General features: G+C 40.5%; 13 protein-coding genes. All 13 read right to left on the bottom strand.

Annotated elements, in window-relative coordinates; genetic code table 11:
* Nucleotides 1-4 precede the first annotated feature (4 nt).
* Complete coding sequence (locus HT718_RS05185) at nt 5-436, bottom strand: arginine repressor (protein WP_020900686.1); 432 nt, start codon at nt 434-436, stop codon at nt 5-7.
* Complete coding sequence (locus tag HT718_RS05190) at nt 429-1,244, bottom strand: TlyA family RNA methyltransferase (RefSeq protein ID WP_173267699.1); 816 nt, start codon at nt 1,242-1,244, stop codon at nt 429-431. The genes HT718_RS05185 and HT718_RS05190 overlap by 8 nt, the downstream gene beginning before the upstream one ends.
* The gene (locus HT718_RS05195; RefSeq protein ID WP_000743842.1) at nt 1,237-2,112 is read right to left on the bottom strand and encodes a polyprenyl synthetase family protein; all 876 of its coding nucleotides are present in this window, start codon (nt 2,110-2,112) and stop codon (nt 1,237-1,239) included. Before HT718_RS05195 ends, HT718_RS05190 begins: the two co-directional genes overlap by 8 nt.
* Nucleotides 2,109-2,321: an exodeoxyribonuclease VII small subunit gene (locus tag HT718_RS05200; protein WP_000043226.1), complete on the bottom strand. Its 213-nt coding sequence runs from the start codon at nt 2,319-2,321 to the stop codon at nt 2,109-2,111. Before HT718_RS05200 ends, HT718_RS05195 begins: the two co-directional genes overlap by 4 nt.
* Entirely contained in the window at nt 2,299-3,639 is a 1,341-nt protein-coding gene (gene xseA / locus HT718_RS05205) for an exodeoxyribonuclease VII large subunit (RefSeq protein WP_173267701.1), read from the bottom strand. The genes HT718_RS05200 and xseA overlap by 23 nt, the downstream gene beginning before the upstream one ends.
* Before the next feature lie 127 nt (nt 3,640-3,766).
* Nucleotides 3,767-4,405, bottom strand: a complete 639-nt coding sequence (gene udk / locus HT718_RS05210) for a uridine kinase (protein ID WP_001181376.1) — start codon at nt 4,403-4,405, stop codon at nt 3,767-3,769.
* A 111-nt stretch (nt 4,406-4,516) separates the two neighbouring features.
* Nucleotides 4,517-5,395 carry a tRNA pseudouridine(55) synthase TruB gene (gene truB, locus HT718_RS05215; protein ID WP_001013269.1) on the bottom strand — a complete coding sequence of 293 codons (879 nt, stop codon included), beginning with the start codon at nt 5,393-5,395 and terminating at the stop codon, nt 4,517-4,519.
* 9 nt (nt 5,396-5,404) lie between these two features.
* Nucleotides 5,405-6,679, bottom strand: a complete 1,275-nt coding sequence (locus HT718_RS05220; RefSeq protein WP_173267703.1) for a DUF2130 domain-containing protein — start codon at nt 6,677-6,679, stop codon at nt 5,405-5,407.
* A 94-nt stretch (nt 6,680-6,773) separates the two neighbouring features.
* Nucleotides 6,774-8,054: an O-acetylhomoserine aminocarboxypropyltransferase/cysteine synthase family protein gene (locus HT718_RS05225; protein WP_061088089.1), complete on the bottom strand. Its 1,281-nt coding sequence runs from the start codon at nt 8,052-8,054 to the stop codon at nt 6,774-6,776.
* Between the two features lie 146 nt (nt 8,055-8,200).
* Nucleotides 8,201-8,980 carry a formate/nitrite transporter family protein gene (locus tag HT718_RS05230; protein ID WP_173267705.1) on the bottom strand — a complete coding sequence of 260 codons (780 nt, stop codon included), beginning with the start codon at nt 8,978-8,980 and terminating at the stop codon, nt 8,201-8,203.
* Nucleotides 8,981-9,270: 290 nt separating this feature from the next.
* On the bottom strand, nt 9,271-10,068 hold the full coding sequence (locus HT718_RS05235) for a formate/nitrite transporter family protein (RefSeq protein WP_173267707.1): 798 nt from the start codon (nt 10,066-10,068) through the stop codon (nt 9,271-9,273).
* A 418-nt stretch (nt 10,069-10,486) separates the two neighbouring features.
* Complete coding sequence (locus HT718_RS05240; protein ID WP_173267709.1) at nt 10,487-11,230, bottom strand: class A sortase; 744 nt, start codon at nt 11,228-11,230, stop codon at nt 10,487-10,489.
* Nucleotides 11,230-13,698, bottom strand: coding sequence for a DNA gyrase subunit A (gene gyrA / locus HT718_RS05245; RefSeq protein ID WP_173267711.1), 2,469 nt, complete (start codon nt 13,696-13,698; stop codon nt 11,230-11,232). The genes HT718_RS05240 and gyrA overlap by 1 nt, the downstream gene beginning before the upstream one ends.
* Nucleotides 13,699-13,728: the final 30 nt, after the last annotated feature.

Raw genomic sequence — 13,728 nt, forward strand, 5'->3', positions numbered from 1 at the left:
AGACCTACCAATTTTTTACTTGTTCAAAGATTTCCTCAGCTAGACTTTCACTTCTGGCAATGACTAAAATCGAGCTATCATCAGCCAAACAGCTAAAAATTTTGTCCGCAAAAGTCTCGATTAACTGAGCTTTTACAAAAGCTGTATTTCCTGGGATAACCTGGAGATTAATCATCTTATCCATCAATTCAGCCGATTCGATATTGTCTTCAGCCAGTTGCAAACTTTTCACGATTGATTTTGGCAATTCATAGACATAGGTGTTATCTCTCAAAGGAATTTTGACAATACCTAGCTCTTTGATATCTCGGGATACTGTTGCCTGAGTGGCAGTGATGCCTGCCTCTTTCAAATGTTCTACGATTTCTTCTTGCGTACCGATTTGATAATCTGTCACAAATCGTCTAATTTTTTCAAGTCTCTCTTTTTTATTCATTTTTAAATTGACTATGCGCCCTCTCTACTACTTCTTCAATCTCAGCAAGAACCTGATTGCTTGCTGACTCTTCTTTTTTCAAATACGCTAAAAATTCAATATTTCCATGTCCACCTTGGATGGGAGAAAAGTCCAAACCAAGGACTGAAAAACCTTCCTCTACTGCCATAGCTGTGACAGATTCAAGAACATGTTGATGCACCTTGGCATCACGAATGATTCCATTTTTCCCAATCTGCTCACGTCCTGCCTCAAACTGGGGTTTAACCAGAGCTACGACCTGACCTTGATCTGCCAAGACACGGTGCAAGGCCGGAAGGATCAGACTTAGGGAAATGAAACTCACATCAATACTGGCAAAGATCGGTTCCTGCTCGAAATCAGTCTTTTCAGCATAGCGGAAATTGAACTGCTCCATGCTGACAACTCGTGGGTCTTGGCGTAGTTTCCAAGCCAACTGATTGGTACCAACATCAACCGCAAAGACTAACTCAGCACCATTCTGCAACATGACATCGGTAAAACCTCCAGTAGAGGCACCAATATCAATCGTTGTAACTCCTTCAACTGACAAATCAAAGACCTGCAAGGCCTTTTCCAGTTTCAAGCCACCACGACTAACATATTTGAGTTTCTCCCCCTTGAGTTTTAACTCGGTGTCATCTGGAATTTTCTCTCCTGGTTTGTCAAACCGTTCTCCATTAAGGACTGCTACAACTAGACCAGCCATGACACCGCGCTTGGCCTGCTCTCTCGTTTCAAACAAGCCCTGTTTATAAGCTAGTACATCCACTCTTTCCTTAGCCATTGATTCTCAAACTTTCTACTACACTTACAATCGATTCTATTTCAAAGGGAACCTGTTGGGCAATTTCTTCTAATTTTGCATTAGCTTGATCCAAAGTCTGGTTACAAAAGGCAATGGCTTCTTCCAAGCCCAACAAAGCAGGATAGGTTGATTTTTCTGCCTGTAGATCCTTTTGTGGTGTCTTACCGATTTCCTCAAAACTAGCGGTCACATCCAGCACATCGTCTCTGACCTGAAAAGCAAGCCCAATCAATTCACCAACAGTTTTCAGCTTTGCCTGCATTTCAGGAGCCAATTCAGCAATAATAGCAGCCGCTTGGAAGGGAAAGGCTAGTAGTTTTCCAGTCTTATTGGCATGGATGGTCTGGAGTTCTTCCAAAGACAGGTGCTGGTGTTCACCCTCCATGTCCAAAACCTGCCCTGCCACCATGCCCAAACTACCTGAAGCCAGCGATAAGTTGGCAATCAAGTCCACCTTGATCTGACTTGGCAAATCTGCCTGCGCTATCAAGGCATAGGGATCTAGGAACAAGGCATCTCCTGCCAAAATGGCCATTGCTTCGCCAAATTTCTTGTGATTGGTTAACCGCCCTCGACGGTAATCATCATCATCCATGGCAGGAAGATCATCGTGAATCAAACTCCCTGTATGAATCATTTCCAAGGCAGCTGCCACCTGCGCGTGAGCAGGTTTGATGGCAATATGCAAGGCTTCCAAAACTTCTAACAAGAGAAAAGGTCGAATACGCTTGCCACCAGCATGAATGGAATAGAGAACAGACTCTCGCAAACTAGAAGCAAACTGCTGGTCTCCATAAAAATCTTCCAAAGTCGACTCGACAAGAGCTAATTTTTCTTGCTTTTTCATTCAAAATCACTTTCTGTTCCGTCTTCTTGCATGACCTTAACCAAGGTTTTTTCAGCCTTGTCCAGCGTCGCTTGGAGCTCTTTTGACAAGACCATGCCCTTTTGAAAGGCAGCAATCGCATCTTCCAGAGCAATTTCACCATTTTCCAAACTTTGGACAATGGTCTCCAGTTCTGCTAGATTTTCCTCAAATTTCTTTTGTTTTGACATCTTTAACCTCTAATTCTACTTGACCATCTCGCATCAAAAGCGTCACTTGGTCTTTTTTCTTCAAACTCTCAACCGAATCGACTACTGACTCTTCTTTCTTGACAATAGCATAGCCACGCGCCACGATTCGACTGGTATCCAACATGAGCAAGGCTTCTGAAAGTCTTTTCACCTCAGCAACCTTGACATCATAAACCAAAGCCATTTGGCTACGTAGGAGCTTATCCAACTGGCCTAGACGGTCTTGATAACGTTGAATTTTGGTAACAGGTGATAATTGTACCAGGCGATGCATCCTTGCTTGGACGACTTGTTTGTTATCAGAAATCCGTGTTCGTAAACTTTGTTTTAAGCGCAGTTGCAGTTGATCCAAGCGTTGCAAATAACCATCATACAAACGCTCTGGTTGTCTAAAGATAACAGACTGACTGCATTTTTTAAAAGCTTCTTGTTTCTTAGATAGGACATTTCGAACTGCCGTAGCCATCCGTTTTTCCTGATTTTGCAAATGAGCTAATAGATCCAACTTGGTCACAGGTGTTGCTAGTTCAGCAGCTGCTGTTGGCGTTGCAGCTCGTCGATCTGCCACAAAATCTGCTAAAGTCACATCTGTCTCATGTCCTACACTAGAAATAACTGGTAAACGAGATTCAAAAATAGCTCGTACCACAATTTCTTCGTTAAAGGCCCAGAGATCCTCTATGGAACCGCCACCACGACCAATAATCAGCAAGTCCAAATCGTCCCGTTGATTAGCACGCGCAATATTACGAGCTATTTCCTCCGCAGCTCCTTCACCTTGAACCTTGGTCGGATAGAGAAGGATATCAACACCTGTAAAGCGTCTGCTGACGGTCGTGATAATGTCTCGAATAACGGCTCCACTGCGACTGGTTACTACACCAATTCTCTTAGAAAATTGGGGCAGAGGTTGCTTGAAACGTTCTTGAAACAGGCCTTCTTCTGTCAATTTTTTCTTGAGTTGCTCAAACTGAATCGCAAGCGCACCAACCCCATCAGGCTCTGCCTTTTCAATGATGATAGAGTAGCTACCACTTGGTTCGTAGACCTGTACACGCCCAATTATATTGATTTTCATCCCTTCTTCCAAATCGAAGCCTAATTTCTGATAAATCCCCGACCAAATAGTCGCTTGAATAACTGCATGGTCATCTTTTAGGGAGAAATATTGGTGAGTAGATCGTTTACGAAAGTTGGAAACTTGACCAGTTAAATAGACCCGTTCCAAATAAGGGTCTTTATCGAATTTCATTTTCAGATACTTGGTCAAAGTTGTTACCGATAAATACTTTTCCATCTCCACCTACTATTCATTTTCTTGCTCTTTCATGGGTATTATTATACCAAAAATATGCCTAAAAATCTCCATTTATGTACCATTATGAGGGAAAAATAGAAAAAGGAAGCAAGGCCTCCACGTCTGATTATTTGCTGTTTCGAGCTTCTTCCAAAATCTTTGCAATCTTGGTCGTCAACAGGTCAATAGCAACTGTATTGCTGACTCCCTCAGGAATGACGATATCAGCATAACGCTTAGTTGGCTCGATAAACTGATGATACATAGGTTTAACCACACCTAAATACTGGTCAATAACGCTATCCAAGCTACGACCACGTTCTTCCATATCACGCTTGATACGACGAATAATGCGCACATCGTCATCCGTATCCACAAAAATCTTGATATCCATCAAATCGCGCAGACGCTTGTCCTCCAAGACCAAAATCCCCTCAACAATAAAGACATCTTGAGGCTCCTGACGATAGGTCTTGCTACTCCGTGTATGCTCTGTATAGTCATAAGTCGGGATGTCCACCGGACGCCCTGCCAACAATTCCTTAATCTGCTCGATCATCAAGTCTGTATCAAAGGCAAAAGGATGGTCGTAGTTGGTTTTGACACGCTCTTCAAAGGTCAAATGAGACTGATCCTTGTAGTACGAATCATGCTCAATCATGGAAATCTTTTCATCAGGGAAGTGCGATAAAATGGCTCTTGAAACACTGGTCTTACCTCCACCAGAACCGCCTGTCACTCCGATAATGATTGGTCTATTTTGCATGCTATCCTCCGTTTTTTTATCCGTCGTCTATTCTATCACATTTTTTGCAAAATTTATAGTCTGGTTTGGATAGTCTAGGGAAAACAATTCCATCCCCACACCCCAGTTATACTAGTTAAAAACCTTCCTTGGCTTGTAAAGATCCCCCCGTTTTTCAAGAATGGCTAATAATTTGTCATCTTCAAAGGCAGCCAATTCTTGGTTTGTTTGGTCGAGTTCGATAAAACGACCAAAGCGCACTTCTGTAGCCTCTTCTTGATTTAGGAAAACTTTGACAAGGTCCCCCGTCCCAATCTCTAGAGGATGGAGAAAGTCCAGTTGACCAGCCTCTACTTTTTCAGCAATTTCTTCCAAGGTCAAAGCAGCATCTAACTGTAACCCTGCAGCACTAGTCCGTGTCAACTGAGACATATGAGCCGCATAACCCAGCTTCTCTCCCAAGTCAACCGATAAGGTACGGATGTATGTCCCTTTACTACATTTCACACGGAAAGTAAAACGTGCTAGATTCCCCTCATAAGAAATCGGACTTGTCCGCTCAAATTGATAAATGGTCACCTGACGTTCTGGACGTTCCACTTCCCGACCAGCACGAGCATACTCATAGAGCTTGCGACCATTGACCTTGACTGCCGAATACATAGGCGGAATCTGAATAATAGGTCCTGTCAGACTGGCGATTGCTTTATCAACAAGCTTTTCATCCAAGTGCGATAAAACAGGTGTCTCTGCGACCACTTCCCCACTGGCATCCTCAGTCGTCGTGGAATAGCCCAGAGTGATTTCCCCCTCATAGACCTTACCCTCGTCCTGCATAAACTCGACCATGCGCGTCGCCTTGCCAACTGCAATGGGCAGAACTCCCACTACATCCGGATCCAAGGTCCCACCATGTCCAATTTTCTTGGTTCCCAAAATCTTACGCAGTTTAAAAACCGCATCATGCGAGGTCATTCCCGCTTCTTTTTTTAAGTTAATAATACCGTTCATTCTTGCTTTCTACTCCCCCTTCAATGCTTCAAACTTCGCTTTCATGGTTGGATTTTTTCGAGTTAATTTTTTTACTGAAACGTCTTCCAGCTTATTATTAGCTAGACGGAGTTGGTTTTCAGATGTGGTTAGGAATTTCTTGACCTCTTCCATGCGTTTGATGGCCTTGTCAATTTCATCAATAGCTTTACCAAAGTTAGTCGAAGCTGAATTGTAGTTCTTGGCAAAAGCTAATTTAAAGGCATCCAAGTCTTCCTCAAAATGCGTGATATCAATATTTTGCTCCCGAACCAAGGCTAACTCCTGCTTGTATTTTAGAGAATTAAGAGCAGCATTGCGTAAGAGACCAATCAACTGGATAAAGAATTGAGGGCGAACCACATACATCTTTTCATACTCGTGGCTGACGTCAACAATCCCTGTGTTAAAGTAGTCGTTATCTGCTTCTAACATAGTCACCAACACCGCATATTCACAGTTCTTCTCCCGACGGTCCTTGTCCAATTCCTTGTAAAAATCCGCGTTCTTATGCTTCTTCTCTGTCCCGTCCGCTTCGTTTTTCATCTCAAACATGATAGAAATGATTTCTACTCCATTTTCATCATTCTCACGGAAGATAAAGTCCCCCTTAGATCCACGCGCAGAGACCTTGTTATCCTTCTCAAAGTAAGCATTTGGAAAGGCAAAACTACGGACCTTGTTAAACTCACTCTCTGCATACTGTTCCAGACTTTCCCCAATCGCTTTTGTAGATTGTTGAGCCTTAAAGTTCTTGTAAAATTCGACTTGTTCACTGGCTGCTTTAAGTTGGGCTTCATAGTTTTGCTTAACAGAAGCTAAAGATAATTCATTTTCTTTTTCTTGCAAGAGGAGTTGATTTTTGACCTGATCTCGTTCTTTTTCAAGGTCAGAAAGGGTCTTTTGCAGTTGATTTTCATGTTCCAAACGCAAGGTCGCCAATTGGTTTTCCAAGGCCTGCACTTCCTTGTCCTTGGCCAAGAGAGCCTGATGGCTTGTCTGTTCAACTTCTTTCTTGGCCAATTCCTTCTCTGTATCAAAGTTTTGGATTTGACTCTGCAATTGCGCGATTTCTTGGTCTTTTTGAGCTAGTTTAGACTGTTGCTCATTCATAGCCTTTTGCTCAGCCAAGGCCAGTTCCTGCTTCATGCGGTCGTGTAATTCCTTGTCAAACTCTGCCGTTCTCACTTGGGACAAAAGTTCGGCATACTGGCTTTCATTTACTGTAAAGACTTCCCCACAATTGGGGCATTTGATTTCGTTCATATCGTTCCTCTTTCTAGACTTCTTTAACCATTATATCATGCCTGAGGGAAAATCAAAAACAGTGAGTCAAAACCCACTGTTTATATCTTTTACTTTAAATTTTTTCCAAGGCCAAGCGCAAGTCTTCAATCAAATCCTCTACATTTTCAAGACCGATTGACAAACGGATTTGGTTTGGTGTGACACCTGCTGCTTCTAGGTCTTTTTCTGACAATTGACCGTGAGTGGTTGTAGCTGGATGAACAACCAGAGACTTAGCGTCTGCCACGTTTGCAAGGTCAGAGAAGATTTCTAAATTATCAATTACCTTGCGTGCTTCTGCCTCCCCACCTTTGACATGGAAGGTAAAGATTGATCCCACACCTTTTGGTAAATATTTCTCAGCCAAGGCATGATAAGGACTATCAGCCAATTTTGGATAGTTAACTTTTTCTACCTTAGGATGATTTACAAGGAATTCAACAATTTTCTCTGCATTTTGTACATGACGTTCCACACGAAGTGAAAGGGTTTCCAGTCCTTGAAGCAAGAGGAAGGCATTAAATGGCGACAAGGCTGCACCTGTATCACGAAGCAATTGAACACGGACAGCGATAATAAAAGCTGCTGCACCCACATCACGAGTATAGCTCAAGTTATGATAACTTGGGTCTTCCTCAACAAATTGAGGAAATTTCCCTGAAGCTGCCCAGTCAAAACGACCGCTGTCGACAATCACTCCACCAATAGTTGTACCATGCCCACCGATAAACTTAGTCGCAGAGTGAATGGCAATATCTACACCGTGAGAAAAAACATTAATCAAATAAGGTGTAGCAAAGGTATTGTCAGAAACGAGTGGAATCTGATGTTTATGCGCAATCTCAGCCAATTTTTCCAAGTCAGGAATGTTAATCAAGGGATTCCCCAAGGTTTCAATCAAGACAAGCTTGGTATTGTCATTGATAGCTGCTTCTACTTCCTCCAAATTATCTACATCCACAAAGGTTGTTGTGATACCATAACGAGGAAGGGTTTCTTTCAAGAGATTAAAGGTTCCACCGTAAATAGTTGATGCTGCTACTACATGATCACCAGCATGTGCAAGAGCCAAAATCGTATAAGTAACCGCGGCCATACCTGATGCTGTTGCAAGAGCTCCAACGCCACCTTCAAGGGCAGCAATTCTTTCTTCAAAGGCAGCTGTTGTAGGGTTGGTGATACGAGTATAGATATTACCTGGTTTTCTCAAGGCAAACAAATCGGCACCTTCCTGCGTGTCATCAAAAACAAAGGATGTTGTTTGATAAATAGGCACTGCACGAGACTTAGTTGCTGGATCCACAACTTGACCAGCGTGTAGTTGCAAAGTTTCAAATTTAAAATCACGAGTCATAAAACGACCTCCAAATAGTTTGATTAAGGATATTGTAACACCTTGAGTTATAGTTTACCAATATCAATTTTCTATATTTTGATATAGAAAATAGCTATTGCCCTATTTTAAAAACGCAAAAGCACGACTCAATCGTGCTTATTTTCTTAATCTACATAAGTATCTTCGTTTTTATTGAGGAAGGCATATGGAAGACCCATCAAGAGACCACCGCCAATCAAGTTTCCAACGAAGGTTACACCCCAGTGACGAAGCATATTTCCAACACCGAAGTTAGCAATTGAATCAGCAGCAACACTGAATTTTACAATCGCAAAAGAAGCAAAGTTCGCAGCAATGTGCTCATTTGTTAAGAATACAAACATGTAAATTGCTGATAAAACTAGCCAAAGTTTGGCACCACCATCTTTGACCAAAACAAATGAAAGAATCGCAATATTTACGAAAATATTGGCCAAAATCGCCTCAAGTAAGACTAATTCATTTGAGCGACCTAACTTCATCTCAACAACCCCTGAAATGAAACTATCGTGAGTCAGATGAGCAAAGCCCCAACCTGCTATCAAAGCCCCGATAAGGTTGAACAAGGTACAGTAAAGTAAAATCTCAGCTGTTTTTCTCCAAGAAATTTTTTTCAAGAAACTACCAGCAGTTAAGAACATCATGTTTGATGTTACCAACTCAGCATTCAAGAAAACAATGTAGGCCAATCCCCAAGCAAATACAAATGGGAAGAGGAAGCGTCCACTACCTGGTGCAATTTTATTAATCAAGTCAGCTCCAACTGCACCTGCGGCAGTACTGAAGGTTAAAAAAGCACCTGCGAACATGGAACGAATCGCATACTTCAATTTGCTTTGACTATAAAGACTTTCTTTCTTCTTGCAAGCAAATTCAATCTTTGAGATAAATTCTGAAGAAACCATAATAAACTCCTAAAGCTTTTATTTGTGATAATTATAACATAAAATAGCTATAATGAAAAGCCTTTCCTAATTCTATTTTTGATAAATTTAAAAATTCAGCAATCGTTTACATAGTTTTAATAACAAGCTTTTAGAATTTTTAATTATCAGAATATCGTGATTTCATGGACTAACTTTTACTCTATTTAATATATTTTGTTGTTAAGATTTACAAAACGATTTTCTCCTCAAACCTATTCTATAAAAGAAAAAAGGGAATCCTTCTAATTCTCTTTCTAATCTGACTCTTCTTAATCAACATATACATCTTGATTCTTATTTAGAAAGGCATATGGTAATCCAATTAGAAGTCCTCCACCAATAAAGTTAGCAATAAAGGTTACTCCCCAATGTCGAAGGATATTTGGAATATCAAAGTGAGGTACTTGATCAGCAATCATACTGAATTTCATAATACTAAAGGAAGCAAAATTGGCTGCTATATGCTCATTAGACAAGAAGACGAACATGGAAATAGCTGATAAAATAATCCATAGTTTGGCACTACCATCTTTGACTAGTATAGACGAAAGAATGGCGATATTTACAAATACATTTGCGAGAATTCCTTCGAGCAGGACTAAATCACTTGGACGCGCCAACTTCTTAGCCACTAACTTAGGTAGAAAACTATCATTTGTTAGATGAGAAAAGGCTGACGAGTTAGCAAATAACCATCCAGCTATCATCGCACCAATTAGATTAAACAGAGTACAATAGAGTAAAATAATCATTGCCTTTTTCCAATCAATCTTTTTCAAAAATGCACCTGCTGTTAAATACATCATATTGGAAGTTATCAATTCCGCATTTAGAAAGACGATATAAGCCAGACCCCAAGCGAAAACAAATGGAAAAAGGAAATACCCACTACTTGGAACAATATTATTTAATAAATCCGCACCAATAGCCCCAGCAGCTATACTAAAAGTTAAAAAAGCACCTGCAAACATGGAACGAATAGCATATTTGAACTTGCTTTGCTTGAAAAGACTTTCTTTCTTATGGCAATAATAATCTATCTTCGAAATAAACTCTGAAGAACTCATAAACATCTCCTAATTTTTATATTTGTTATTATAACATAAAAAATAAACAAATAATAATTTTTTTAAAATTTAACTCTTTATATCTACTTTAAGATTACACACTTTGTATTATTAGTTATGGTATAAAAAGAGTTACCATCCCTCACTGAGAGTATTCCAAAACCCAAGTAACATTACTAGTAACATCATCAAACTGAATGTTTTTGATTTTCAGAATATTAACACTCTTCGAAAACCTCTTCAAACCACGTCAGTCTGTCTTACCCTACTCAAGTACAGCCTGCTTCTAGATTCCTAGTTCGCTCTTTGATTTTCATTGAGTATAACAACTGTAATAAACAAATGTTTATAGCTCTAAATATAAAATGGAGAAGACAAGGATTGTCCTCTCCAGATATCATCTTTTCACTGACTTATCTTAACTAAATTGTTTATATGGTTGATTGAAAGCTGTTAGAATTTCATCAGATGTCTGTGAATAATCTTTTGTTTCTTTCAAATCGCCTTTTACAATAATACGTTCTGTAGCAGCAAGGTCTTCACAGGTTACTAATGTGATCTCATTGACCCCTTCTCTATCATCAACCTCATCAACACGATCTGGTGTAACACGTTTGACTTCACGTATTTCATAAGTATAAACTTTATTTTTATCAGTTAGATAAATTTTCATACCATTTTTAGCATTATCCAAAGGAGAGAATAACATTTTATTAGCATTATCAACACCAAAAATATGATGACTAGCTAGACTATAATTTCCTTCTCCCATCACTTGATCACGCTTCATAGTACCAGCACCATAATATAGATTTACGTTATTCAATCCTTTAAAAATCGGCAGATTCATTTCTAATTCAGGAATAGCAATTCCACCAATAACTGGTAATTTTTGAGTATCCCATTGAGAAGCTAAAACAGCTTCAGAAGAGATTGCTTTGACCGAGTCAAAATCAAAATTTCCTTCTGTTTCTTGATTTTCTTCTAATTTCTCTTTTGAGACCTGACTAACTTGGTACTTATTCGTATTCCAAACCATGACCATATCACGCAGTTTAGCATTAAAAATCAAAGCAACTGATAATAGAATCAAGAATCCTGCTAAAATATTGATTAGTAAATTTTTACGGTTTGTTTTCTTTTTTTTATTTTTTTGAGACATTATGCTTCACCTTCTGTTTTGTTTTCTGTCCCAACTTCTTCTTTTTCTGCCGCTGCAACCGTCGTAAAGGTCACAATTTTGGCATCTTGGTCCAGACGCATCACTTTAACTCCCATAGTTGAGCGCCCTGTTTGTGAAATATTGGCAACATTAGTTCGAATCATGACACCTGTATCGGTTATAATCATCAAGTCTTCATCACCTTTAACTGTCAAGAGACCCGATAGAGGACCATTTTTCTCAGCTACATTAGCCGTCTTCATCCCTTTACCACCACGACCTTTTGTTGGGTATTCAGTAGCGACTGTACGCTTACCGTATCCTTTTTCAGTAATGATAAGAACCTCATCTTGATCAGTAATTACGCTAGCACCAACTACTGTGTCTCCCTCACGGAGATTAACACCTTTCACACCAGTGGCGATACGACTCATGCCGCGAACGGCTGATTGATTAAAGCGAACTGCATAACCAAACTTGGTACCAATGATAATATCCGTATCTGCTTCTGTCAACAAGACATTAATCAACTCATCTTCATCCTTTAGATTAAGAGCTTTCAGTCCATTTTGACGAATGTTAGCAAATTCCTTGACGCTGGTTCTCTTCACGATACCATGACGGGTTGTGAAGAAGAGATAGGCTTCATCACTGCGTTCAGATTCAACATTGATGATGGTCTGAATACTTTCGCCTTCATCCAATTTCAAAAGATTGACAATCGGCAATCCCTTGGCAGTACGGCCATATTCAGGAATTTCATATCCTTTAAGGCGATAGACTCGACCTTTATTTGTGAAGAAGAGCAGATGATCATGAGTGCTAGTTGACACTAACTCTCGGACAAAATCATCATCCTTAACCCCGGTTCCTTGAACACCACGACCCCCACGTTTTTGAGCAGTAAACTCAGCTTGATCCAGACGTTTGATGTAGCCCTTGTTAGAAAGCGTAATCAAGACATCCGATTCTTCAATCAGATCCTCATCTTCGAGGCTTAAGACTTCACCGACCATCAACTCTGTACGACGTTGGTCACCAAACTTACGCTTGACTTCGTCTAATTCATCTTTAATGATTTGAGAAACACGTTCTGGTTTAGCAAGAATATCTGCTAAATCCGCAATCAGAGCCAAGAGGTCATCATACTCAGACTGAATCTTATCGCGTTCTAAACCTGTTAAACGACGAAGACGCATATCAAGGATGGCCTGACTTTGACGTTCAGAAAGTTTAAACTTGCTCATCAACTCAGCTTGTGCTTCCGCATCCGTTTCACTAGCACGGATGATACGAATCACTTCGTCAATATGGTCGAGTGCGATTAAGAGACCTTCTAAGATATGAGCACGCGCTTCCGCTTTTTCCTTATCAAAACGGGTACGACGAACAACCACTTCTTTTTGGTGCTCGATATAGGCATCCAAAATCTGACGAAGAGACAAAATCTTCGGTACCCCATTTTGGATTGCAAGCATATTAAAACCAAAGTTGGTTTGCATCTGGGTCATCTTGAAGAGGTTGTTAAGGATAACATTTGCAGAGGCATCGCGCTTGACCTCGATCACGAAACGAACCCCTTCACGGTTTGACTCATCACGTACTGCTGTAATCCCCTCAATGCGTTTTTCCTGAACCAAGCGAACAATGTGCTCATGTACCTTTGTTTTATTGACCATATAAGGAAATTCTGTTACAACAATGCGCTCACGGCCTGTCTTAGTTTCTTCGATTTCAGTACGAGAACGAAGAACAATCGAACCTTTACCTGTTTCGTAAGCCTTATGGATACCTGATTTCCCCATAACAAGGGCACCAGTTGGAAAATCTGGCCCAGGCAAGACTTCCATCAAGTCCTTCGTAGTCACTTCAGGGTTGTCCATAACTAACTTCACTGCATCAATGGTCTCACCCAGGTTATGAGGTGGAATATTGGTTGCCATACCGACAGCAATACCAGTAGCTCCATTAACTAAAAGATTTGGAAAACGAGCTGGAAGGACTAAAGGTTCACGTTCATTGGCATCATAGTTATCAACGAAATCAACCGTATTTTTATTGATATCACGAAGCATCTCCAGAGCAATCTTGCTCATACGTGCCTCAGTGTAACGTTGGGCGGCAGCACCATCACCATCCATAGAACCAAAGTTCCCATGACCATCTACAAGCATATAACGGTAGCTCCACCATTGAGCCATACGGACCATGGCTTCATAGATAGAGGAATCCCCGTGTGGGTGATATTTACCCATGACATCCCCTGTAATACGAGCAGATTTTTTATGGGGTTTATCTGGAGTAACACCTAATTCATTCATTCCGTAGAGAATCCGACGGTGAACAGGCTTCAAGCCATCTCGAACATCAGGAAGAGCCCGCGCTACGATAACACTCATGGCGTAATCGATAAAGCTTGTTTTCATCTCCTTTGTCAGATTGACATTCACTAAATTTTTATCCTGCATTAATAAATGCCTCATTTCACAATTAGTAAT

The sequence above is a fragment of the Streptococcus sp. 714 genome (assembly GCF_013277115.1).
In the GTDB taxonomy this organism is placed as follows: Bacteria; Bacillota; Bacilli; order Lactobacillales; family Streptococcaceae; genus Streptococcus.